This is a genomic window from Massilia sp. 2TAF26 (genome assembly GCF_052115005.1).
Lineage (GTDB): Bacteria > Pseudomonadota > Gammaproteobacteria > Burkholderiales > Burkholderiaceae_D > Telluria.
In genome coordinates, this window is sequence record NZ_JBFRFV010000016.1 from 37,544 (window position 1) to 59,938 (window position 22,395).

At 52.3% G+C, this 22,395-nt stretch carries 23 protein-coding genes; 19 read left to right on the forward strand and 4 right to left on the reverse strand.

Going from position 1 to position 22,395, the window contains the following annotated elements; genetic code table 11:
• Positions 1–60 precede the first annotated feature (60 nt).
• The 14 genes from AB4Z32_RS16985 to AB4Z32_RS17050 all read left to right on the forward strand — a co-directional run bounded on the left by AB4Z32_RS16985 (position 61) and on the right by AB4Z32_RS17050 (position 13,048).
• Positions 61–2,346, forward strand: a complete 2,286-nt coding sequence (locus tag AB4Z32_RS16985; protein ID WP_442123033.1) for a TonB-dependent receptor — start codon at positions 61–63, stop codon at positions 2,344–2,346.
• A 188-nt stretch (positions 2,347–2,534) separates the two neighbouring features.
• Positions 2,535–3,713, forward strand: coding sequence for an NnrS family protein (locus AB4Z32_RS16990; protein WP_442123034.1), 1,179 nt, complete (start codon positions 2,535–2,537; stop codon positions 3,711–3,713).
• Between the two features lie 9 nt (positions 3,714–3,722).
• The gene (locus AB4Z32_RS16995; RefSeq protein WP_442123035.1) at positions 3,723–4,139 is read left to right on the forward strand and encodes a hypothetical protein; all 417 of its coding nucleotides are present in this window, start codon (positions 3,723–3,725) and stop codon (positions 4,137–4,139) included.
• Complete coding sequence (locus AB4Z32_RS17000) at positions 4,136–4,516, forward strand: group III truncated hemoglobin (RefSeq protein WP_442123036.1); 381 nt, start codon at positions 4,136–4,138, stop codon at positions 4,514–4,516. Before AB4Z32_RS16995 ends, AB4Z32_RS17000 begins: the two co-directional genes overlap by 4 nt.
• Positions 4,517–4,759: 243 nt before the next feature.
• Positions 4,760–5,917: a uroporphyrinogen decarboxylase gene (hemE, locus tag AB4Z32_RS17005; RefSeq protein WP_442123037.1), complete on the forward strand. Its 1,158-nt coding sequence runs from the start codon at positions 4,760–4,762 to the stop codon at positions 5,915–5,917.
• Entirely contained in the window at positions 5,901–6,851 is a 951-nt protein-coding gene (locus AB4Z32_RS17010; protein ID WP_442123038.1) for a catalase family peroxidase, read from the forward strand. Before hemE ends, AB4Z32_RS17010 begins: the two co-directional genes overlap by 17 nt.
• Positions 6,852–6,982: 131 nt before the next feature.
• Positions 6,983–8,656, forward strand: coding sequence for a cbb3-type cytochrome c oxidase subunit I (locus AB4Z32_RS17015; RefSeq protein WP_442123039.1), 1,674 nt, complete (start codon positions 6,983–6,985; stop codon positions 8,654–8,656).
• Positions 8,657–8,658: 2 nt separating this feature from the next.
• A complete protein-coding gene (locus tag AB4Z32_RS17020; RefSeq protein ID WP_442123040.1) occupies positions 8,659–9,246 on the forward strand; it encodes a cbb3-type cytochrome c oxidase subunit II in 588 nt (195 codons plus the stop codon).
• Between the two features lie 10 nt (positions 9,247–9,256).
• The gene (locus tag AB4Z32_RS17025; protein ID WP_442123041.1) at positions 9,257–9,853 is read left to right on the forward strand and encodes a c-type cytochrome; all 597 of its coding nucleotides are present in this window, start codon (positions 9,257–9,259) and stop codon (positions 9,851–9,853) included.
• On the forward strand, positions 9,825–10,475 hold the full coding sequence (locus AB4Z32_RS17030) for an SCO family protein (RefSeq protein WP_442123042.1): 651 nt from the start codon (positions 9,825–9,827) through the stop codon (positions 10,473–10,475). The genes AB4Z32_RS17025 and AB4Z32_RS17030 overlap by 29 nt, the downstream gene beginning before the upstream one ends.
• Complete coding sequence (locus tag AB4Z32_RS17035; protein WP_442123043.1) at positions 10,465–11,031, forward strand: hypothetical protein; 567 nt, start codon at positions 10,465–10,467, stop codon at positions 11,029–11,031. Before AB4Z32_RS17030 ends, AB4Z32_RS17035 begins: the two co-directional genes overlap by 11 nt.
• A 46-nt stretch (positions 11,032–11,077) precedes the next feature.
• Positions 11,078–11,353 carry a DUF1971 domain-containing protein gene (locus AB4Z32_RS17040; protein ID WP_442123044.1) on the forward strand — a complete coding sequence of 92 codons (276 nt, stop codon included), beginning with the start codon at positions 11,078–11,080 and terminating at the stop codon, positions 11,351–11,353.
• A gap of 195 nt (positions 11,354–11,548) precedes the next feature.
• A complete protein-coding gene (locus AB4Z32_RS17045; protein WP_442123045.1) occupies positions 11,549–12,583 on the forward strand; it encodes a dicarboxylate transporter/tellurite-resistance protein TehA in 1,035 nt (344 codons plus the stop codon).
• Between the two features lie 48 nt (positions 12,584–12,631).
• Positions 12,632–13,048, forward strand: a complete 417-nt coding sequence (locus AB4Z32_RS17050; protein ID WP_442123046.1) for a hemerythrin domain-containing protein — start codon at positions 12,632–12,634, stop codon at positions 13,046–13,048.
• 102 nt (positions 13,049–13,150) lie between these two features.
• Here the strand turns inward: AB4Z32_RS17050 and AB4Z32_RS17055 are convergent, their stop codons facing one another.
• Together AB4Z32_RS17055 and AB4Z32_RS17060 are read right to left on the reverse strand one after the other, a co-directional pair.
• The gene (locus AB4Z32_RS17055; protein ID WP_442123047.1) at positions 13,151–13,660 is read right to left on the reverse strand and encodes a hypothetical protein; all 510 of its coding nucleotides are present in this window, start codon (positions 13,658–13,660) and stop codon (positions 13,151–13,153) included.
• A gap of 258 nt (positions 13,661–13,918) precedes the next feature.
• Positions 13,919–15,424, reverse strand: coding sequence for a sensor domain-containing diguanylate cyclase (locus AB4Z32_RS17060; protein WP_442123048.1), 1,506 nt, complete (start codon positions 15,422–15,424; stop codon positions 13,919–13,921).
• 243 nt (positions 15,425–15,667) lie between these two features.
• On the opposite strand from AB4Z32_RS17060, the gene AB4Z32_RS17065 reads away from it, so the two are divergent.
• The 4 genes from AB4Z32_RS17065 to AB4Z32_RS17080 all read left to right on the forward strand — a co-directional run bounded on the left by AB4Z32_RS17065 (position 15,668) and on the right by AB4Z32_RS17080 (position 18,108).
• On the forward strand, positions 15,668–15,883 hold the full coding sequence (locus AB4Z32_RS17065; protein WP_442123049.1) for a hypothetical protein: 216 nt from the start codon (positions 15,668–15,670) through the stop codon (positions 15,881–15,883).
• Positions 15,884–16,022: 139 nt separating this feature from the next.
• Complete coding sequence (locus tag AB4Z32_RS17070) at positions 16,023–17,156, forward strand: GGDEF domain-containing protein (protein WP_442123050.1); 1,134 nt, start codon at positions 16,023–16,025, stop codon at positions 17,154–17,156.
• Positions 17,157–17,209: 53 nt separating this feature from the next.
• Positions 17,210–17,680, forward strand: a complete 471-nt coding sequence (locus AB4Z32_RS17075) for a hypothetical protein (protein ID WP_442123051.1) — start codon at positions 17,210–17,212, stop codon at positions 17,678–17,680.
• A gap of 134 nt (positions 17,681–17,814) precedes the next feature.
• Entirely contained in the window at positions 17,815–18,108 is a 294-nt protein-coding gene (locus AB4Z32_RS17080) for an H-NS histone family protein (protein ID WP_442123052.1), read from the forward strand.
• Between the two features lie 306 nt (positions 18,109–18,414).
• Here AB4Z32_RS17080 and AB4Z32_RS17085 read toward each other — a convergent pair whose 3' ends face one another.
• Entirely contained in the window at positions 18,415–18,747 is a 333-nt protein-coding gene (locus AB4Z32_RS17085) for a hypothetical protein (protein ID WP_442123053.1), read from the reverse strand.
• Between the two features lie 1,680 nt (positions 18,748–20,427).
• Here AB4Z32_RS17085 and AB4Z32_RS17090 point away from each other — a divergent pair.
• On the forward strand, positions 20,428–21,405 hold the full coding sequence (locus tag AB4Z32_RS17090; protein ID WP_442123054.1) for an NADP-dependent oxidoreductase: 978 nt from the start codon (positions 20,428–20,430) through the stop codon (positions 21,403–21,405).
• 117 nt (positions 21,406–21,522) lie between these two features.
• Here AB4Z32_RS17090 and AB4Z32_RS17095 read toward each other — a convergent pair whose 3' ends face one another.
• Positions 21,523–22,275, reverse strand: coding sequence for a hypothetical protein (locus AB4Z32_RS17095; RefSeq protein WP_442123055.1), 753 nt, complete (start codon positions 22,273–22,275; stop codon positions 21,523–21,525).
• Positions 22,276–22,395 lie beyond the last annotated feature (120 nt).

Consider the following 22,395-nt stretch of genomic DNA (forward strand, 5'->3'; position numbering starts at 1 on the left):
AGTACCGTATTTCAACGGTACTGGCTTCGTGCGCCCTAACGATTTGAACAGGAACCAGCAATGAACAGACTTCTTCCCCGCAGGTTATCGCTGCCACTTCTACTGTGTACTGTCGCCTTGCACGTTCACAACGCATATGCGGCTGACGATGAAGCGCCCGCAATGCAACCCGTAGCGATGGTGATGGTCAGCGGAGGGCGTCCTAGTTCCCTCCCAATGCAAATCGCAACGACAATCGAGAGCATACGAGAGGCTCAGATAACTGAGTCCATTAACGCCGTAGACTCTGAAGATGTGTTGAAGTACTTTCCAAGCCTGACCATCCGTAAGCGCTTCGTTGGGGACTACGACCACGCCGTCCTGGCGAGCAGAGCTTCAGGGACAGGTAACAGCGCTCGTTCGTTGGTATATGCCGACGGCATCCTACTGTCTAACTTGCTAGGTAACGGAGCGAGCTATACACCTCGCTGGGGCCTTGTCAGTCCTGATGAAATCGACCGAGTCGACGTACTCTATGGCCCGTTTTCAGCGGCCTATCCCGGCAACTCTGTTGGGGCCGTCGTTGACTATCGTACCAGGATGCCGACCAAGCTCGAGGTACATGCACGACTCACCGGGTTCAGCCAACAATTCAAACAATACTCGTCAAACGATAAGTACAACGGCAAACAGGGCAGCCTTTCAGTAGGCAACAAGGTAGGCCGCTTGGCTTGGTGGGTGTCAGCTAGCCACTTAGAGAACGACGGTCAGCCTATTGGCTTTGCAACGAAGACGGTGAGCGATGGCGTAGTGGGTAATGCAGGACCTGCGGTCACAGGTGCTGTTCATGACCGCAATCCGTCTAATCGTGACTGGCTCGTCTTGGGAGCTACGAACCAGGTTCACACGAAACAGGACCACATCAAACTTAAGCTTGCATACGACGTCACTCCTGACCTCTTGGCGAGCTACACCCTCGGTTATTGGAAAAACGACGTGGACCGTACTTCCTCGACCTATCTGAGAGATTCCCGCGGCAGGCCAGTCACGTTCGGTCCGATAAATATCGAAGGTCGGCAATATAACCTGTCGGCCGCAGACTTCGCGCCGGCGGAGAGCGACCTCGAGCATGTCATGCACGGCTTGACGCTGAAAAGTCACAGCCGCGGTTCATTCAACTGGGAGATTGCAGCGAGTGTCTATGACTATCGAAGTGACGTAACGCGCTCCCCGACAGTCGCTACCGATGGGACTGGTCCGAAAGCAGGAACAATCACTGACCTCCACGGCACTGGATGGACTACCTTAGCAGCCAAAGGCACGTGGCGACCTACCCAACACATCGTTGAATTTGGCATTCAACGCGACGCATACAGCTTACGAACAAACGTCTCCAGCACTCCTGAGTGGCATGAAGGCGCCGTAGGCAGCCGAGTTTCTGAGTTTGATGGTGATACCCGTCTTGAGAGCGTCTTCCTACAAGACACTTGGCGTTTCGCCCCGCTTTGGAAAACGACTATTGGGGGCCGGCTGGAACGCTGGAACGCGTTTGGTGGGACTCTTGCAAACGCAAAGACAGTCAAGCACTTCGCTAACCGCTCTGAGACAAGCTTTTCCCCAAAATTCGCTCTGGCATATGAGCTAGCGAACACTTGGGAAGCAAAAGCCTCAGTTGGGCGGGCTGTACGTTATCCAACAGTTGCTGAACTATATCAAGGAGCAATTGTTGAGGATACGGTGATTAACAACGACCCGAATCTCAAGCCCGAAAAGTCTTGGACGACCGAACTCAGTTTGGAGCATCGACTGAAGGAAGGCTTGGTTCGCGCAACCGTGTTTCGTGAGGAGAGTAAAAACGCTCTGTATTCGCAGCGCAACGTCAACGTTACGCCAAACGTTACAAACATACAAAACGTGCAACGTATCGGAACGGTGGGCGCAGAGTTCGCTGGCCAATTTACCAACGTGCTGCCGAATTTCGACCTCAATACAAGCGCAACCTACGCCAGTTCTACTATCGACGCGAATACGAACTTTCCTGGAAGCGTAGGCAAGCGGCAGCCTCGAGTACCGAAGTGGCGAGCGAATCTTCTTGGAACATTTCGTCCCGTAGATTCTTGGTCGGTGACCCTAGGAGCTAGATTCAGCGGTCGCCAGTTCGGCACTCTCGACAACAGCGATATCAATGCCAACACCTACACGGCCTTTAGCAGCTTTCTCGTGGCAGACCTTAGAGTACGGCACCAATTTGACAAACGATGGTCCGCTGCGCTCGGAATTGACAACATTGGGAACAAAAAATACTGGGCCTATCATCCTTACACCCAAAGAACCCTTTTGGCAGAGCTTCAATACGACTTACGTTAAACCGAGGACGATATGATGGACATGGAACTTTTCATTTTGACGAGCACGGCCACAGATTTTACCGTCGAGAGCAACCAGTTAGAGCGCATCAAGTCGGCAATTCAAATAGCAACATTTGCACTCGTCGCAGTATGTGCAACTGGGCATTTTACTGAGCCTCCTGCTACGCCTACCCACCTGGCTCAAAAATGATGATGCAAATCAGCGAACCGCAACATATACCGGCCGAGCCGATTGCGTTTCTCCGCCTCGGCTTCCGGCCATTTTATTTGCTTGCATCGCTGTTCGCCATCTTATCAATTCCTTTGTGGGTAGCGTCTTACTATAACGTGCTGCAATACGCTGGGATAAGTGTCGTTTGGCACATGCACGAGATGGTCTTTGGATTCGCTGCAGCAGTAGTTGTTGGATTCCTCTTCACAGCTGTTAGGAACTGGACAGGTCTCTGGACACCACGTGGTCGAGTACTGGCAGCCTTTGTAGTTTTGTGGTTGGCGGGCCGATTCGCAATGTTGGCAGGAAAGCCCTTGATTGCTGCCCTGCTCGACCTGCCGTTCCTTCCGGCTGCAGCTTTCGTTCTATTTCGACTCATCTATCGTAGTGGAAAGACAAGGAACTTGCGTTTAGTTGGCATACTCGCATTACTGTCGATATGTAACCTTTCCTATCACCTGACTAGACTCGAGGTGATAGATATACCTGTAACCACACCTCTACACGCCGCGCTCTTATTGTTAATCGTTTTATGTACGGTGATGGGCGCTCGAGTAATTCCTGGGTTTACAGCAAACGCCACATTAGCGAAGACGACCTCGCATCCCAAAGTAGACATAATGGCGCTTTGCTTTATATCTGGCTGCTTCATTTCATGGCTTTCCTCTACGCCAGGCGCTGTTACAGCTGTGCTTAGCTTCGTAGGCGCCGGTTTGCATTTTCTTAGAATGCGTGACTGGAAAACGATTAAGACTCTACAAAATCCTCTGCTCTGGATTCTACATCTCTCCTACGCTTGGATAGGAATAGGTACGGTCCTACTTGGCCTCGCATCACTTGGCTTAGCTAGCGCTAGCAGTGCGCTCCACGCAATGTCGGTCGGTGCCCTGGGCAGTCTTATCGTTGGAATGATTGCTAGAACTACGCGGGGCCATACTGGACAAAAAATGCTTTCAAGTCCTTTCGATATTTTGATGTTTTCTGTCATACAGATTGCAGCTATCGTTAGACTTTCTGCGAATTACGTCGCCGTTGATTTCCGCCCTCATTTTCTGACTGCATCAGCGACGATGTGGAGCGCTGCTTTTTTATTTTACGTTATCAAATACGCCTCATCGCTATTTCGGCCACGTGTCGACGGGCGCCCAGGCTAGGAAAAAGCCATGAACCTCGACACTCTTGCATTCTTCTTCTGCTCCCTATGGGCGGGGATTGTACTAGGTATCTCATTCGTCGCCCAACCTGCAAAGTTCGGCGCGCCGGGATTAACCCGGCCGGTCGCATTGTCGGTTGGACGTAGGATATTTCGTGCATTGCACTGGACAGAGATTGTTATCGCACTTGGCGCATTCTCTGCAGGACTACATGGCGCAAGCAAGTACCTTTACCTCATTATCGCTAGCTCAGCAATCTTAACCATACAGGTGACTTTGCTAATGCCACGACTATCTAAGCAAGTAGATATGGTTTTAACGGACTCACCACTGAATAAAGGCCACGACCATGCAATCTACGCTGTCCTTGAGTTTGCAAAGGTCGGCTTATTAATTTCTTACGCCTTCCTCCTAATATTCATTTGAAAAACGACGCCATGGCGAATTCACCTACTCGCGAAGCCATCGAAATAGTCGTATCAAACTTTTACGACGACGTTCGCAACGATGACTTACTTGCGCCAATATTCAACTCTAAGCTAGGTGGGCATTGGGAAGCCCACGTAGAACGCTTGGTCCATTTTTGGTGCAACATTATTCTTGGCACTAATGAGTACAAAGGTAGCGTATACAGAAAGCATATGGAGATTTCTGGAGTAACGAAGGAACATTTTGTGCGATGGCTGCAGCTGTTTGAAAGAAACGCTGCAGCTCATTTTCCCGACGATGTTTATTTCGAAGTTATGCAGGTAGCTAATCGCATAGCTACGAGCCTTCAATACGGAATGCTGAGCGAATTATGAAATTCACATGTTGATGCGACTCGACAGGCACCGTGGACAACAGGCTGCCTGCAGACATACGGTTTGGTACTCGACGCTACTAGGCATGGTGCCAATTTTCGGAAAAAAGCGGGTACCAATAGCACGGCGAAAATTTCTCTGTACCATCACACGTAAAGACATCCGTGGTACTCGCAAAGTTACTTAGACGGTCAGGTTTCAGGTGCGAGAAGGCTTTGATGACTCGCTAACATCTTTCAATATATGCAATCAACCTCTCCTCTGTCGGACTCATCGACGGTAGCTCAGCTTAAGAACGACACATTCTTACGTGCGCTTTTACGTCAACCGACGCCATATACGCCCGTCTGGCTTATGCGGCAAGCAGGCCGTTATCTCCCTGAATATCGTGCAGTACGAAAAAACGCTGGCTCATTCTTAGGGCTGGCAAAGAACCCTGCTCTCGCCGCGGAAGTCACGGTTCAGCCTACTGAACGCTATCCGGTCGATGCAGCTATTGTCTTTTCAGACATCCTTACGGTGCCGGACGCAATGGGGCTTGGCCTTCACTTCGTAGAGGGTGAAGGGCCCAAGTTCGAACGCCCACTTCGCGACGAGGCAGAGATTTTCTCTCTACGCCCGCCTAGTGAGGGCTCTCTCGACTATGTATTTGAAGCCGTCCGACAGTCGCGCCGCGCTCTCCAAGGCCGCATCCCTCTCATCGGCTTTTCAGGAAGTCCTTGGACGTTGGCCTGCTATATGGTCCAGGGAGCGGGGTCGAAAGACTATCACGTCGTAAAGCAGATGCTTTACAGCCGTCCCGACCTCATCCATCACATTTTGCAAGTCAACACACTTGCCATTATCGACTACTTGAACGCGCAAATCGACGCTGGCGTCCAAGCGGTCATGCTGTTCGATTCTTGGGGCGGCATCCTTAGCGGTAAAGCCTTCGAAGTCTTCTCTTTGAGCTACATGCAGCGAGTCATCAACGGCCTAACAAAAACTCGAAACGGCCAACGCATCCCGAGCATTGTTTTCACGAAGGGCGGTGGCCAATGGGTCGAACAAATCGCAGACCTTGGCAGCGATGCTGTTGGACTTGACTGGACGGCCAGCCTTGGTGACGCCCGAGGCAAAGTGGGACACAAGGTAGCGCTCCAAGGGAACCTCGACCCTGCTGTTTTGCTCGCAACGCCGGACAAGGTCATTCGTGAAGCTCGTCGTGTCCTTGATGACTTCGGCCTGCCGGAGGACGGAGTTGGACACGTGTTTAACCTGGGGCACGGAATCTCCCAGTTCACGCCACCTGAGAACGTCTTGGCTATGGTGACGGCGGTGCATGAGTACAGCGCTATGCAGCGCAAACAGACGAAATCCAAGACCGATGAAGAAGGAGCGAAAAATGAACAACTTACCTAACGCCGTGGAATCAGAATCGAGCCCGAGTCCCGTTGCGATGGTCGATGCACTCAACAATACCTTTGGCAAACACGCTGGTAAGCGAGCATCACATGCGAAGGGCTTTTGCGCCGCCGGCACTTTTATCCCGGACGTTGGAGCTGCGCGATTCGCAAACAGTGAGCTCTTCAAAACCGGTACCGCGGCAGCGGTCGTGCGCTTTTCCGTCGGCGGTGGTAACCCAGGCGTTTCCGACAAGAGCCGCACCGTGCGCGGGATGGGATTGAAGCTGACGGCCGGCGGAGAACATTGGGACCTGGTGTTGGTTTCGGAGCCGGTCTTCTTCGCAGCGACCCCTCAATCTTTCGTCAGCTTCCTCGAAGCACGCGTTGCTGACCCAGTTACCAAGAAGCCGAACCCAGCAAACGTCGCGGCGCATAACGAGAAGTTTCCCGATGGGAAGCTGCAACCCGCCCTGCTCGCTTCTCACGGCGCACCGAGCTCGTATGCGCAAACGCCATATTTCTCGAACAATGCATTTGTCTTCCACAACACAGACGGCGAGCAGATAACTGCACGTTTAGTTGTCGAGCCAGTTCAGGGCACGAAATACCTGACCGAAGAAGAAGAGGCGAGTTTTCCAGATAACTTCTTAGAAGCAGAGCTGTCGGCCAGGCTTAAAGTTGAAGAAGTAAGGTTCGTAATTTATGCGCAGTTGCCGGCACCAGGCGACTCTCTCACCGACCCTAGCCAGCTGTGGCGCGGCGAAGAGAAAATTACTCTGGGTACGCTCCTCGTCGACAAAGTAGCGCCTCTTGATACCTGCGATAACTTGGTCTTCTCGCCGTTCAATCTTCCGGCGTCGATTACGCCCAGCGCCGACCCTATCCTCGCTTCCCGCGACAAGCCCTACGGCATTTCGTTTGAAAGGCGCCAACCAGCTCCCTGCTGCTGACCTTCAGCGGCGGCTACCTTGCCTGTTACACGACACAAAAGCCTCCGCCTGCAACGGCGGAGGCATAGGCCACTCGTCCTAGCTGTAAGACCTTGCGTTGAGTAACTGAATGAGTCAATAAGAAAGATTATATGGACACGGTATCTCTCCTCCTATCAGCCTTTGTGCTCTCCGTGACAGGGCTATTCATCTTCATTTGGTCATTGCGAAAGAAGCTGTTCGACGCCTCGCCAGCAGCGGCAAAAGTGATTTTTGCCGACAACGAAATTGGAATCGGCGAAGAACCGGCAGCGACAAGCGCACAGACTGATGGTCTGACACGTCATAACGAACATGTTGGTCAGACTTCGCTGAGGACTTCTCAGAAGGAGGCTCTATCCAATGACTTACGCGAGAGAGCTCTTGCTGACAAATCATCAGCCTTCGTTGTGTTCATCTTTCTCTCATGCGCCGTAGTTTGGTTGGTCGTAGCGTCGCTCGCAGGCCTTACCAGCTCTTTAAAACTTCACGAGCCTGACCTGCTCACGCAACAAGCGTGGCTGACCTTTGGCCGCCTTCGCACGATTCACCTGAATGCAGTCGCGTACGGCTGGTCTCCAATGGCAGCGTTAGGGATTGCAATCTGGCTGCTCCCCCGGCTGCTGAAGACTAAGTTGGTAGGAGGTCGCTACGCTATCGTAGGGTGCATGTTGTGGACCGCCGGCCTCATCGCAGGCCTGGGTTGTATTGCCGTCGGCATCAGCGACGGTATGGAATGGCTTGAGATTCCATGGCAAGTGGACATCCTCATAGTTGCGGGTGGCGCCTTGGTCGGCCTTCCGTTGGTATATACCCTTCAGAGTCGTAAGGTTGACCACCTGTACGTCTCTATCTGGTACATGGGCGCCGCCCTCTTCTGGTTCCCGATTCTGTTCTTAGTCGCCAACCTGCCAGCCTTTCACATCGGCGTCGAGCAGGCGACTATGAACTGGTGGTTTGGCCACAATGTCCTTGGCCTTTTTTACACGCCGATGGCTTTAGCGGCCGTCTATTACTTCCTGCCGAAAATTATTGGACGTCCAGTTCAGTCCTACAACCTGTCACTCCTGGGGTTTTGGACCTTAGCGTTCTTCTACGGCCAAGTTGGTGGCCACCACCTGATTGGCGGCCCAGTTCCAGGCTGGTTGATTACGCTGTCCATTGTCCAAAGCGTGATGATGTTAGTGCCCGTCATATCGTTCTCGATAAACCAGCACATGACCATGCGGGGACACTTCAAGAAGCTCGTCTATTCACCAACGTTACGCTTTATCGTCCTTGGCGGAATGATGTACACCTTAAGCTCTGTACAAGGTTCTCTCGAAGCTCTGCGTAGCGTGAACACCGTTACCCACTTTACGCACTTCACGGTGGCTCATGCGCACCTCGGGCTGTACGGATTTTTCACGATGGTAATGTTCGGCGCCATCTACTTCGTAATGCCACGTGTCATGTCGTGGGAGTGGCCTTACCCCAGCCTAATTGCGGCTCACTTCTGGCTCGTCGTCGTCGGGTTCTCGATTTACTTTGTGGGACTCACGATTGGCGGATGGCTGCAGGGACTCGCTATGCTCGACGCCAAGAAACCCTTCATCGAATCAGTCATTGTCACCCTTCCGTACCTCAAGAGTCGCTCCTTGGGTGGCTCGATTATGACTCTAGGCCATCTCATCTTCGCAGGTCACTTCGCTGCAATGGCATTCCGGTACGGCCCCAAGCGGACATCTGCAGCTCTCCTCCATGTTCGCGAGGACAGTGGTGATAGCAAAACGCTTGTGGGAGCCTAACCATGCAAGACGAACTCAAACTGTTTGGCGGCGCAATGGTGACGCTGGCCTTGGCGACCGGGGTCCTGGTGATTGTTCCGTTTTTCCAAATCAAACGTGTAGAGGCGCCGGCTGCCCTGAAGCCATATACCGCGGCGCAGCTACGCGGTCGCCAGGTCTACATCAATAACGGATGCATCTACTGCCACTCGCAACAGCCTCGCGACAAGGCCCAAGCACCCGATGACAAACGCGGCTGGGGCCGGGCCTCGGTCGCCGGCGACTACGCGTATGACGTTCCGCACCTGTTAGGCACGATGCGAACAGGGCCCGACCTTTTCAATATTGGAGCTCGCCAGCCAAGCGCTGACTGGCATCTCGGGCACCTTTTCCAACCGCGTGCCTACACGCGCGAGTCAATCATGCCCTCATACCCGTACCTGTTTGATGTCAAAGACGCAGCAGAGCCAGGAGACCGGGTCGTAACTATGCCGGAAGGTTTTAACCCCGCCGGAAAAGTCGTTGTTGCGAAATCGGAGGTTTTGGACCTGGTCGCATATTTGCAGGGCTTGGACCATACCTATCCAGTCATCAACACCAACAACAAGTGATGGTGGCGCAATGACCAAACAGCAAAAGCATCTCTCTCGTGAGCGCGAAAATCCGGACCCACACGAGAAGAACAACCCTATTCCCATCGCAGTGTTGGCGGTGGTCGTTAGCCTGTTTGCTTGGGCAGTCTATTACATTGTGACCACTCAACATGATGACGACCCAACGCTCGGCGACAGGCGCACCCTGGCAACCCTCCAAGGGAAACCGAAAGGTGCCACAGCTTCCGCGAACGGTGCAGAACTGTACGCAGCGAACTGTGTCGCGTGCCATCAAGCGACCGGAACGGGCATTCCCGGGGCGTTTCCTCCACTCGCCGGCTCCGAGTGGGTACTCGGCGACGAGAAGGTCCTGGCCAACATTCTTTTGCACGGGGTCACTGGCAAGCTCACGGTTAAACAGAGCGAGTACAACGGCGCTATGCCCACGTTTAAGGGCAAGCTCGATGACAATGAAATTGCGGCGACGCTGTCTTACGTGAGAAGCAATTTCGGGAATTCCGCTGGCCCAGTGACGGCTGACATCGTTAAATCAGAACGCGACCAGAGCAAAGAGCGCACAACGCCTTGGAACGGCGATGATGACCTATCAAAGCTCAAGCATTAAGGGCACTTTCGTCGCCTGCACAATTGTCGCTGCTATTGCGATAGCAGCGCTCGACCATGTGACGCTCGGCTTTCGCGTAACGGCGACGGAAGACGGTCGGCGTCTGCAGCTGCTCGACAGCCCAGTTGAGCTACCAGGCTCGAAGTTGTTCATGCCCTTGCCTGTAAACCTGAGAAGTGAACTGCAAAGCGATGGGCGCGTCGCGGTGATTTCCTTCTTTTACAGCCAGTGCATCTCGATTTGCTCCGTGCTAGGCACTCAGAATCAGCAACTGCAGGGCGAGATACTTGCCCGGGGATTAGAGAAGAAAGTTCGGTTGGTTAGCATCAGCTTCGACCCGCGCGACACGCCCGCAGTGTTGAAGAATTACTCGGTGCGTCAGCACAGCAAACCAGAAATTTGGCGCTTCGCAAGCGTTCCGGCCGGACGAGACCGTGACAACCTCCTCGAGTCGTTTGGCATTGTCGTTCTACCGGTGCCACCGAGCGACTATCAGCACAATGCAGCGTTTCATGTCGTGGATTCACAGGGGCGCCTGCGTCGAATTTTCGACTTAGCTGAACAAGAGGCGGCACTGGAATTTGCCGCGGGTCTTGCGAGGGACAGCCGGAATGAAAAGTGAAAAGAGACAGCTAATCGTTGGCAGCGGCGCGCTGATACTAGCGGCAATTACTCATAATTGGCTAGAAGCGTCGATGGCCAGACACATGCTTGTCCAACTTCCAGCACTGTTTATCGCGGGTTGGCTTATGTTTGGACACACCAATCTCATCAAATTTTTCGCGAAGATTGACGCACATGGACTGACGTCATTTGTTTTTATACTATCAGTCAGCAGCTATTGGATGATACCGCGCGCACTGGAGCTGAGCATCAGGTCGTCCTCGTATGAAACGGCGAAATTCATCACGATAATCTTTGCGGGAGCACTTACGCCCTCAGCACTTAAACGTGCAAATCAGATTGTTCAGCTATTTTTCCTTGGCAATTTTTGCGCGATGGCGGCAATTTTCGGCCTATTGTACCAAGACCAGTTTAAGCAATTGTGCAACGCCTATACCGTTGACGACCAAGCGTTAGCCGGTGTCGGCCTCGTGATTATCGCTTGCACTATCCCGTTGTTCTGGTTTGTTTTTCACTACCGAACAATTATCGATACAACGCCTACTGAAATCTAGGCACATATTTTTCTTAACCATGAAAATATGAATTACTGGAGAAATCATGCAAACCTTACCTACTTCCGTTTCACTTTATAAGAGCACGCCAGAATTCAACGAGAATACTGTCCCTGCGGCGCTGCAACGCGACCATACAACGGCAGCAGGGGTTTGGGCGACAATCAACGTCATTGAGGGCCAGCTGGACTACTGCATTACCGAACCATCAGTGGAGAAGCACAATCTTACGCCTGGAACTCAAGGAGTCATCGAGCCTCAGATGAAACACTTCGTCAAGCTGTCTGGCCCGGTAAAATTTCGAGTAGATTTCTATCGCTGACATTGTGTATGAAGAAGCGTCTGGCTCCACCCACCGTTAATAATGGTAGGCAGGGCTTTCAACAAGCTGGTATCGGCAAAAACCTCGTACGGATTGCCCCCCGTGATGTCCAGGTACTGCAAGTGGATAACCTCACCGATGTGCGAGCAGGATGCCCGTAAATGCATATCCTGCAACTCGTTACATCACTAAGCAATGGCTACCTCAGATAAACTGATTTACCGATGGCTACGCGCTGTAAGTCGCACTCAAGGCTTGGAGAAACGCCAGCAATCTCACACTACCTCTGGATTTCCCAACAACAGTAATTACGTAGGTGGTGCATCGTTTAGCTTAATCCTTGGAATGGTCGGCTTAGGTATGTCATTGAGAACGGCGGTTAAGCTCTGGTCCATTCCGTCTGCAATCGCTGAGTTACAGCTAGCCCTAAGTTTCGGGCTGTGGCTATGGCTGATTCGCAAGTATCTAGCAAAGCTACTTCGCAATTACAAAAGTACATTAGAGGAATTTGACGACCCTGTATTTGGCAGCACCGGGGCATTGATTGGGATTTCCACACTGGTGCTTGTACCTGGCTTAGCTGTTTATTCTCGAGCAACAGCTGTGGGCATGACGGTATTAGGCATCGCTTTCCATCTATATTTTTCGATACGTCATACGTTCACATTATGGGTGGCCGACAGGGATAGCGACGATGTAACGCCCGCACTATATTTGCCTGACGTCGCAGGAAATTTCACAAGTGCCTCGGCTCTTGCGGTCCTTGGGCTGCACGACTGGGCCTGGCTCTTTTTCGGTGCCGGTTTGCTTTCGTGGCTTTCGCTTGAGCCAATCGTCAAACGGAACATCTTCTACGGAGCGGGACTCCCAACATCGCGACGTCACACTGCGGGAATCCAAGCGGCCCCGGCCGTCGTTTGTGCGTCCTCCCTACTAAATATCAATCCGAGCATCGAACCAATCTTTCCGAGCATCCTACTAGGATACGCCCTTTATCAGATGCTCCATGCGCTGAGGCTGCTGCCTTGGCTCCGCGAGCAGCCTTTGTCAAAAGCCCACTGGGCTTATACATTCGGACTCACTTCCGCACTAAATTGCACGCTCAAGCTTGCGTTACTCGGTAACGCAGCGGCGCATACAATCAGCTTGCCGCTTATTTTTTTAGTCAGTTCGTTTGTGTTGTATTTGTTCGCAAAGACCATAATACCGAAGCCCAACGGCATGAACTAAAGCGCAACATCCGCACATCCTTAAATTTTCACCTTGACCCAAAACACAATGACCCGTACTAATAAATTTCGCAAGCAGCATGACGAAATCCTTTCCACTGCCCGTGAAATCAACGGAATACTTGGCGACGCAATCGATGATAGCAAAGCTGAGACCATTAGGAAATTAATGTCAAGACTCGCTGGCCTTGTGAGCGTCCACCTAGCGATGGAAGATAAAGCCCTCTACCCTCAGCTTCTTTCAAGTACGAATTCTACCGTTAAAGCTACAGCGAATAAATTCATTCAAGAAATGGGCACGATTGGCCAAAGCTTTGAAGGTTACATTAGGAAGTGGGCGACGACTCAGGCAATCAAGTCTAAGCCGGCAGAGTTTACTATTGAAAGCAAAGCGATATTCAACGCGCTAAGCAAACGGATTCACAAGGAAAACGTCGAGTTATACATGCTGGTCGACGAGATGTGAGGGCTGGGCGCATCACTCGTTAGACCAGCTCGCCTGGGTGCGCTAAGCACCCAGCGCGTGAGAGCACTGCCATAGGGTACGAAACACCTGCCTTAGCGATGCTTAGGCTGTCGTATCAATTACCGAGCCAACTAAGCTTGTACGGTCAACCTTCGCAGATTTTGTCGCAGTATCTGGGGAATCACTAGAAGCTGCTTCGCCGGCGGCCTTGACTTTGTTGGGCACACCATCAGTACCATTAGTCGCCTCGACATTTTCGCTCGAAGTTGAGTCCAACTCCGGATTTGGAATTTTTAATGCAGTGCTCTTGTTTTTCTTGAGCTGCTCAACAGCTTCATGTTCGATAATCGACTTCTGAATAGCGTCGATTTCACGCTGAACGCTGTCCATCTGGTGCAATATCTCGCGTAGAATTTCTTGCTCTTTTGGGCCAGAAGTTTTTGGATGGGCCAACTCGTCTTGATAGCGCTCACCAATTGCTTGGAGTTGTTTCTGCAGATGGCGAATATTTCGCATTGCAGTTGCAGTAAAATCCTCAGCGGCACCACCACCAGCGGCAGCTCTCACATGCGCAACAGGAGTAGCAGATGTATGTTTATTTATTGGCTTCATAAGCGACAATCCAAACCTCCAATATCGAGGAATTCTATCGTATTACAAAGCAAAAGTTGTCTGAAAATTGTCAGGAGGCAGAGCAGCGCTTAACCGCGACCAATAAAGTTTTAGTAATTCTCAGCCAGCCAATCGTTAAGAGACAACCTTTATTCAAGGTTTTAACTCGTCATATTCCAATATCTCGACGGTTCGCCTAAACTATGTCGAGACTGAATATAAGCGAATATCGTAGCTTTAAGTTAAGCAGGAGTCAGCTTAGGCCTGGCTGACCGGATTACATCCAAAAAGTGTCTCCGCGTTCTCAACTCTGTTTCGCCCACTGGATTTCGCCGCATAAAGCGCGCGGTCCGCCAAGCCGATTAGGTCATCTGAGTTATGAACATGAATACTTTCCGTACTAGCAACACCAAAGCTTGCGGTAACCACCGAGCTGGCTTCCGAAAAATCGTGTGGAATTTGGAGCTGCTCAACACGTGTCCTCATCTGCTCGGCTATCAAGCACGCGCCTTCGTAGCCACAATCGAGCAACACAACAAACTCTTCGCCACCGTAACGAGCTGCCAAGTCCCCTTTCCGCTGTAAGCTCGCCTCGATTGCCCTAGCGATTTTTTGAAGGCAAGTATCGCCAGCGACATGTCCATAGTGGTCGTTGTAAAGCTTGAAGCAGTCAACGTCGAGCATAACCAGCGACAGCGGAGCGCCACTGCGGGCATGCGCACTCCAGTCGTGCTTGAACATGCTGTCGAAAATTCTGCGGTTACCGATGCCGGTGAGCGGGTCCTTAGAGGCAAGGTCGTCTAATCGCGTGTTCGCGCGACGCAAAATCGACTTTTCCGCGACCGCGCGGTAAGCGACAACCAACGCGCCCCAAATCAAGACCAGCATGCTGGCCACGATGACGAGCCGCCGAACCGTACGCACTTTCCAGGAAGCGAATGCTGAGCTCTTTTCGATACCTGCGAAGATAACAAGGTCCAAGTCCGGAAGTGACCGGTAGGCTGCCAAGCGTCTCTTCCCATCAATTGGCGACAAGGAGTCATAGATTCCTGCCGGCGCACGGCGCAGCAAGGTTGTGAAAATTTTGCTCTGCGCGTCGCTCTTGCCAACGTACTCAGCCATGCCTGGGTTGCGTGCGACTAGGCTACCGTCGCCTTTGTAGATAGCCACAGTCGGGGCAACTGAAAAACCGAAGAGTGAGTAGAACGAAGTGAGCTGTGTAGTCTCCAAACCGACTGCGACCACCGCAAGTAGCTTTCCCGCGGAATCGTAAACAGGCTTTGCGACCGTTACCAGAATTGGATTACCAGGAAGGCGCGAGACGACGGCCATATCAATGTATCGGTGCTTACTGTCGCGCGCATGCTGGAAGTATCTCCGGTCCGAGACGTCGTAGGGAGTAAAGTTCAAGTTACCTGTCTGAGCGATGAGCTGCCCATCAGAGTCAATCACACCTATCACGTGGCAACCAATGAGCGTCGCGCAATAGGAGCGCAGTATTCGCCAAGCCGCGGGTTGGCGGATTGTCTCTAAGCTCGGAGACGCTTCTACTACCGTAGAAACCGCGTCGAGCGTGTGGTCTACATATGTAATCGTGTCACGTGTCTGACGCTCGACAACCCGCGTGATGTCGTTCGCGGTCGCGTAGTTCTGCGCTTCGGCATCCTGGAAGTCCAGGATAGCTTCTAGCGCTACCGCGCACGTAACCGAGGCCGTAATAATGAAGACAAGTGCCGCAGCCTTGAATTTTAGTGAACTTCTCATTTAGGACTAGCGTGGTGCATGGCTGCGGTAGTGGTCGGTGCCTAGAAGATATCGATTTTAACCCTTGCCATCTTAGGGGCATAGCCTTAGCTGCTTAACATCAGCTGACACTAGGGCGACCGCCATGCCGACCGCGACTCCCTCTTAAGACCTTTGTCTCCTATATCTGCTCAGTACCCTTAGTGGCTGTCAGCGAGAATGTGAAACATCGCTATACAGCTCAGGCCACTGATTAGGAACCCCATGAGCGACACTTTCATCCTCTATGCAGTCATCGTGTTCACGTGCTTAGCAACCGCTTTCATCGTCATCTCGGCCTTCTTAGGCCATTCGTCTCCGGCTGGCTTGCCTTCGGGACCAGACGAGGCTGAGCTGCAAAGGCGCGAGTACGAAACGATGCTTCGTCACAGAAGGCGAGAGAAAAATAGACGAGAGTTCGAAGAGAACAACATCTTGTAATAACCGCATAGTCATTCACCCTGACCCCGAGCAACTGCTCGGGGAATTTTCTAGGGTTGCCACTCTAAAGTAATCCGATTGTCAACGCGTCGAGTAGCGCCATGAGATAATATCCCACAGGAAACTATTGTGAATACTCATGCGTACGGTTAAAGCAGCACCAAGACTAAAAGTAGAGCCGTTTTTTGTGATACCTGGCCTTTCTACTGAGAAAGGACAGGGATTCGCGCGCCTGGTCTGGACTGCAGTTTTGTTCGTCTACCTCGTCTCATTTCACTCGAAGTTTGAAGGTACCTCGGAGTACGTCACAGCATCCGCTTTGTTGATAGTACATTCCGTCTTTGCTGTCGGAATTCTGACTGCTACGTTCCTAAGCCCCCAATATTGCCGCCCAAGACAAGTGCTGAGTGTCATCGTTGACCAGGTGCTGATAGCCGCTCTGCTCTACTTTACCGATGAAGTCGGCGCACCGTTTGTGCTTGCCCCGTTGTTTTTCACGTTTGGCACTGGCTTACGATACAGCCGCGGCTACGCCATATTTGCCTCAACACTGAGCTCGGGTCTCACCTGCGCGGTGCTTCTGTTCTCGCAGTATTGGGAACAGTACTCGGCCCTTCGCGCGGGACTGGTAATTGCAAGCATCTACCTTCCCGTGTACGTCTTCCGTCTGACCGATGCCGTCGCTTTAGCACTGCGTACAGACTCACTAACAACGTTGTGGAACCGAACAGGTTTCGACGAACTATTGAATAAAGCCTGTGAAAAGCTGGAAACGGCGACGTTGGAGAGCGCAGTCATTCTCTTAGACCTAGACGGTTTTAAGAAGGTGAATGATGAGCAAGGACACGATGGCGGCGACGCCGTACTGAAGCACGTAGGGTACTGGTTAGGCACAGAGCTAAGCCCTTTTGGTACCGCCGCTCGCTTTGGCGGGGACGAATTTGCAGTCGTAGTCGAAAACCTCGAAGACCGTGCGCAACTTGAGGCGGCACTGACGAAGTTTCTCGAACGAACAGCAGAGGTCGGTAAGCTTTTTGAAAGTCCGCTTGGAGCGAGTATCGGCGTAAGCTACTTCGAGCCAGGTTCAAAACCCAAGGCGAGCTTCATGTACAAAACCGCTGACCAGCTGATGTATAAAGCGAAGCGCCAAGGCAAGAATCAGTTCGTTACCTCAGTGGGTTGTACCTTTTCCGAGAACGGAAGCTTGGCCACCCCTACCAGCTCATCAGACCACACGGCAGACGACCTGGAACCATCCCTTGCAGCTGGTTAACACGGCCCTTAGTCCGCGATAGCTTTTCAATTTTTGACGCCCTTAAGGGAACAATGGACTTCACGATTCCTGAAAAATACAAGAACAACTTGCTGGCTTTCGGTGCTGGCGCACTGCTCTCTGGGAGCGCCGTGTGGGCTGTCGCCGGCAACTTACATGCGCAGAAGGTCGACATACTCGAAACTGCACTTCGAGAATCAAAACTCAAACTGGCAGATACCCAAGGACAACTAGCGGCAGCCCAGCTGTCTTTGGAGAAAGCAAAAGACAGCGCTACGGCCGTCGCGGTCACTCTCAAAGCGGAGCAAGACAAGGAGTCGCGTAAGCAGGAGCTAGCGTCCCTACTTCGCTCAATCGATAAGGACATCAAGGCAAGGAAACAAGAGCTCATTCTAGCCTCCCCAATCTCTACAGGCGGCCCGAAGGGTGAACTCTACCTTCGTGCGGAAAGCGAGCTCGCGTCATTAGAAGAGCGACGAAATGATGTGTTGGCCCAGCAAATCGCGTCATCAGGTTCGCGTTGAGCTGAAAAGGTTGCGCTTAAAAGCGCACTACAAGTGGGCACTTTTGTCCGCCACTTTAATCACGCACAACATGAAACGAACCGTGCCTGCCAGGAACTATGTTAGATTTGGGTTTTCTACCCACACAAACTACCATGCCGACCTATCAAGAACTTCAAGCACAAATCGAGGAACTGAAAGCCCTCGCGGAGAAAGCACGCCAGGATGAAATCACTGAAGCTCGCAAGCAGATTCGTAAGCTAATCCAAGATAACAATATTGATATCAACGACCTGTTGAACGAAAAAAAGAAGACCGGTGGCTCAAAGAAGACGAAGTCGGTCGAGGCGAAGTATCGCGACCCGGATTCGGGCGGCACTTGGACCGGGCGTGGACGGGCGCCGAAGTGGCTGAACGGGCGTAACAAAGAAGAGTTCTTAATCAAGTAAACACTATGAGGGGTCAGCCGGCCCCTCGTTTCCACTCGGTATCCTAATAAATTCGAGTGAGTCGATATTCCGAAACGTGAAGCCGACCAGTCGACGTCGACCGCTCACTAGTCAATAAGCCCTTGGTACAAGACTAAGAAGCCCATTCGCCTTGGTTGTTCAATGCGCAGCAATACACTCTTGCCCTGTTTGCCGGTATCCTCGTTGGCAGTCCCACCCGTTGCCCAGGTAATTCAACTTAGCATTCTCGGGGACTTGGACAGATAAACACTCCTGCCCAGCTTGACGGTATCCTCGCTGGCACTCTCATCCATTACCGAGGTAGTTTAGCTTGCCATTCTCAGGAATCTGCACCGCTGCGCATGCTTGCCCGGCTTGTCGATATCCGCGCTGGCATTCCCATCCATTTCCGAGGTAGTTCAGTTTGGCGTTCTCCGGAATTTGCACGGCTATGCATTCCTGCCCAGCTTGCCGGTATCCGCGTTGGCAGTCCCATCCAGTACCAAGGTAGTTGAGCTTTGCGTTCTCTGGCATGGCCACTGCAATGCATCCTTGCCCGGCCTGGCGGTATCCCCGCTGGCAGTCCCAGCCATTGCCCAGGTAGTTCAGCTTCGCATTCTCTGGAATCTGAACAGCCACGCATCCCTGCCCTGCCTGGCGGTATCCGCGCTGGCAGTCCCAGCCATTGCCGAGGTAGTTCAGCTTTGCATTGTCTGGGATTTGTACAGCGACGCACTCCTGTCCAGCCTGTCGATAGCCTCGTTCGCACACCCAGCCGTTCCGCAGATAGTTAAGCTTCGCGTGAAGTGGCACCTTTACGTTGCGCTCGTGGCTGGACTCTCTTTCGGTCGATGAGCCATCGACAACGTCGCTTCGTGCCGCGTTGTTGCCCTCTACGGAGCCGGTATACCCTGCAGTCGAAGAGCTCGTATTGCCATCAGCTGGGACGTAACCAGACCCACTTGACGGCTGCGTCTTCGTACCTGGAGCGCCTGTGTATGGATTAACGTTTCCGACAGTGCTCCAGTTGTTGGAGAAGTTTCCGTCAGGAGCGGAGCGCATATGTGGCTGGACATACGTCCCATCGCTTTTCACGTACCCGCGGACGGAAACAGCCCCACCGCCTCGTGGTCCGTGTCCATAGGCCAAGGCAGGCAGGAGCAAGAACAGGCCGATGCCAAACAAAAGGAAGTTTTGGACTCTTCGCATAAGAAAGCTTGCGCTCATGTTGGGGAGATGAACAGCGTTGTATTGTTATCAGGGAAAACACCCTGCAACAATATATCGAAGTAGCCAAATTTACAACTAACGAGAGACCCGGCGTTCGCGACCATGGCACTATTGAATCGAGACCGCGGCGCATTGCCTCAGTGCAGGAGCCGCAAAACGCATCGAAACTTGGCTGCACAATTGTGCAGCAAGCTGTTGCACAATTAATGTAACAAGCGCTTCAGGCTTCAATCAGCCTCGCAACCTCGAGGTGCCGCCCGCAAGTGACAAGAAAACTCGCGGACTTTCCTACAGTTTTTACGAGCGCGCAGGACGGCTATACAGTGAGGAAAGAGGCGCCACGCTAATACACCTGGCGCCCACCTGCCCTATGGGCAATTGCTGCTCCTAAGTTCAGGCGTCAGCCGTGCCGGTGCAGTATTGCTGAAGTCTCCTCCCAACGTCGTCGAAGCCACTGCTCTCGCCAAACGCCTTGGCAACCGCAACGGTAATTTCGTCGTTTGTCCACCTGGCATTCGCCGCCCCAGCTCGGAATGACGCTACGTCTGCGAGTCCGTCCAAAAACTTGAGTTGGCAGGTCACGAGTGGAAGGTCTACTAAAGTTCGCATTTTGTGCTCCATGGTTGGCTGAAAACCAGTGTAAGCAACGGATTTATATGTTTTTCAAAGAAATTTCGAGACTTGCTGTAGGGGCGGGCGAATACAAACGCTCGAGTGCGCAGCAGCTAGGTTTGTATCGACGCCTGGCTCGAGGAGCTGCGGTGCCACCAACCTAACGTGTGTCCTTGGCTTTGCAGGTGCGTACTCTACTAGCGGTAGCTTCGCCCTTCGGTACCGACGAGCCAGTAAGGCCAGTTCGCCGAGAAACCTGACGGTTTAGTGCGCTTGATTTGCTTCCTCAGCATCGTTTTGTCATGTTCGCCAACTGCATGAGCTTGGAATACCCTCTTTCGAGTGGCACGCTTTGTAAGCGACTTTACTTGGCCCCCCGATTAATCCTCAGATTGGTAACTCAGGGTCGCAACTTGCAGTCGTAAGATAGTTTCATTGACTGGCGCCCCGCCAGGCTCACTTGAGATTGGACTGCAAATGAACAATTCGACCGCTGCGAACACACCCTCCACCATGACCGCCATTCTTGTGCACGCTTTCGGCGATACCGAAGCCATGAGCCTGGAGCAGGTCGCATTACCTGAAATCCAGGATGATGAGGTTCTTGTCAAGGTGATGGCGGCAGGGGTCGGCCCTTGGGACGGCTGGATTCGCAGCGGGAACAGCGTACTGCCGCAACCGCTACCTTTGACACTCGGCTCCGACATTGCTGGCGTAGTAGTGGCAGTCGGAAGCAAGGCCACGCAGTGGCAAGTAGGCGAAGACGTATATGGCGTCACAAACAAGCGGTTCACGGGCGGCTACGCTGAGTACGCAGCTTGCTTGGCCAGCATGATTGCTCATAAACCTGTCTCGCTTTCATACGTGGAAGCTGCAGCAGTACCAGTAGTGGCAGTGACCGCTGCTCAAATGCTTTTCGATGCGGCAGACCTCCATAGTGGAGATACCGTGTTGATTCATGGCGCCGCCGGCAATGTGGGTCGCTACGCCGTCCAGCTGGCCCACGCGGCCGGACTTAAGGTCGTCGCAACGAGCTCCGATGCTGATGCCGCGGCTGTAACGGCGCTTGGAGCCGACCAAGTCATCGGCCGGACGTTGCAGCCCGTCACAGTCGTCGACGCGGTCATCGACCTTGTGGGTGGGCCAACCCAGCCGCAGCTGTTCGATTTTCTTAAGGCTGGCGGCAAATTTATCTCTGCTGTGGCCGAACCGGACCAAGCGGTCGCCCAAGCGCGTGGAGTCTCTGCCCGCTTCATGTTAGTTGACGTGAACACAGAAGCCCTAACGCGCCTGAACCACCAATTCGATAACGGAAGCTTGTTTCCGTGGGTAGGCTCAGTGCTAAAGCTAGCAGACGCACGCGTTGCCCATGAAATGATGGAGGGGCGTGCTGACCATATTCCTGGAAAGATTGTTTTGGAGGTGGCGACAGCGGATAGCTCTGACAAGACGTGAAGCGAGCTACGTTCCATCAGGAGAGGGGGCTACGATGCAGCCCCTAACGCAGGAGGAACTTCATCACGAAGTTTAGCAGTGTCACGGATAAGCAATCTGTGGAAACTCTGCTGCCGGTTACTTTGCCACAAGTGCGGGGTCAAAGTATGTAGACTTAACGTTTTGATACCAAAGAATGTCTTGTGTGGCCGTCTGAGCGATTACAGGTTGGTCGTTTTTGTAGAACACCCCATCCATCAAATAATATGCAGTGCGAAGTTCCACATATTTTTTTCCTAGTACGAAAGAATTATATTTACTAAACTTCCTGTCCTTGCTGACATAATAGAACGCAATTATATAATTTTGTTCAGAGAGCTGAACGAGGTACTGAAGCGTCTTATGGTCAGGAATGTGAGTATTGATGACCTCTACAAGCAGAGCTCTTTTTTTTCTAGTTTGGCAAAAGGTAGAAGCGTCGCGTCCGCATAAGTCAGGCTGGATATAGTCTCCACCTTGAAAAGATATGCGGTTTCCATCTCCGTCAGGCCACCATTCATAGGCACTTTTCGAATCAAAAAGCACCTGAGTATCTGACGTACCGTTAGTGAAAACGTAAGTTACAAGTTTTATTCTCGTCGAATCGAAATGCTTATGCAGCATTGTAATAGTCGCATTATGCGTCTCATCTGGTTCGCCCTTGCCGACCCTCACTTGGCGTAGCGTCGACAGGGTTCGAAAGTGGGGAGTACTTGCGCGAACGGGAACAACTACGCTATCAGGGTCGTGTTCGCTTGCGAGCGGTTCAGACTTCATTTCGGCAAATTTTTCTTTGTCCGAAATGTCAGATTCTGAGTAAATTTTGCCAGTTTCTTGTCCGATTGCACGCATTTGTTCACGCAGGTGAAAAACGCACATTTTACCGCAGAGAACCTCTGTCGTAGCCTTCGGTGTTCAAACAAACGTCAAGAAGCTTCCAAACTGCGTCTCTCTGCATCTGGCAATCGCCTT

What these genes read in the sequence shown, in the direction of transcription:
- AB4Z32_RS16985 (WP_442123033.1), top strand. Translation starts at nt 61, where the DNA reads ATGAACAGACTTCTTCCCCGCAGGTTATCGCTGCCACTTCTACTGTGT.
- AB4Z32_RS16990 (WP_442123034.1), top strand. Translation starts at nt 2,535, where the DNA reads ATGATGATGCAAATCAGCGAACCGCAACATATACCGGCCGAGCCGATT.
- AB4Z32_RS16995 (WP_442123035.1), top strand. Translation starts at nt 3,723, where the DNA reads ATGAACCTCGACACTCTTGCATTCTTCTTCTGCTCCCTATGGGCGGGG.
- hemE (WP_442123037.1), top strand. Translation starts at nt 4,760, where the DNA reads ATGCAATCAACCTCTCCTCTGTCGGACTCATCGACGGTAGCTCAGCTT.
- AB4Z32_RS17010 (WP_442123038.1), top strand. Translation starts at nt 5,901, where the DNA reads ATGAACAACTTACCTAACGCCGTGGAATCAGAATCGAGCCCGAGTCCC.
- AB4Z32_RS17015 (WP_442123039.1), top strand. Translation starts at nt 6,983, where the DNA reads ATGGACACGGTATCTCTCCTCCTATCAGCCTTTGTGCTCTCCGTGACA.
- AB4Z32_RS17020 (WP_442123040.1), top strand. Translation starts at nt 8,659, where the DNA reads ATGCAAGACGAACTCAAACTGTTTGGCGGCGCAATGGTGACGCTGGCC.
- AB4Z32_RS17025 (WP_442123041.1), top strand. Translation starts at nt 9,257, where the DNA reads ATGACCAAACAGCAAAAGCATCTCTCTCGTGAGCGCGAAAATCCGGAC.
- AB4Z32_RS17030 (WP_442123042.1), top strand. Translation starts at nt 9,825, where the DNA reads ATGATGACCTATCAAAGCTCAAGCATTAAGGGCACTTTCGTCGCCTGC.
- AB4Z32_RS17035 (WP_442123043.1), top strand. Translation starts at nt 10,465, where the DNA reads ATGAAAAGTGAAAAGAGACAGCTAATCGTTGGCAGCGGCGCGCTGATA.
- AB4Z32_RS17040 (WP_442123044.1), top strand. Translation starts at nt 11,078, where the DNA reads ATGCAAACCTTACCTACTTCCGTTTCACTTTATAAGAGCACGCCAGAA.
- AB4Z32_RS17045 (WP_442123045.1), top strand. Translation starts at nt 11,549, where the DNA reads ATGGCTACCTCAGATAAACTGATTTACCGATGGCTACGCGCTGTAAGT.
- AB4Z32_RS17050 (WP_442123046.1), top strand. Translation starts at nt 12,632, where the DNA reads ATGACCCGTACTAATAAATTTCGCAAGCAGCATGACGAAATCCTTTCC.
- AB4Z32_RS17055 (WP_442123047.1), bottom strand. Translation starts at nt 13,660, where the DNA reads ATGAAGCCAATAAATAAACATACATCTGCTACTCCTGTTGCGCATGTG.
- AB4Z32_RS17060 (WP_442123048.1), bottom strand. Translation starts at nt 15,424, where the DNA reads ATGAGAAGTTCACTAAAATTCAAGGCTGCGGCACTTGTCTTCATTATT.
- AB4Z32_RS17065 (WP_442123049.1), top strand. Translation starts at nt 15,668, where the DNA reads ATGAGCGACACTTTCATCCTCTATGCAGTCATCGTGTTCACGTGCTTA.
- AB4Z32_RS17070 (WP_442123050.1), top strand. Translation starts at nt 16,023, where the DNA reads ATGCGTACGGTTAAAGCAGCACCAAGACTAAAAGTAGAGCCGTTTTTT.
- AB4Z32_RS17075 (WP_442123051.1), top strand. Translation starts at nt 17,210, where the DNA reads ATGGACTTCACGATTCCTGAAAAATACAAGAACAACTTGCTGGCTTTC.
- AB4Z32_RS17080 (WP_442123052.1), top strand. Translation starts at nt 17,815, where the DNA reads ATGCCGACCTATCAAGAACTTCAAGCACAAATCGAGGAACTGAAAGCC.
- AB4Z32_RS17090 (WP_442123054.1), top strand. Translation starts at nt 20,428, where the DNA reads ATGAACAATTCGACCGCTGCGAACACACCCTCCACCATGACCGCCATT.
- AB4Z32_RS17095 (WP_442123055.1), bottom strand. Translation starts at nt 22,275, where the DNA reads ATGCGTGCAATCGGACAAGAAACTGGCAAAATTTACTCAGAATCTGAC.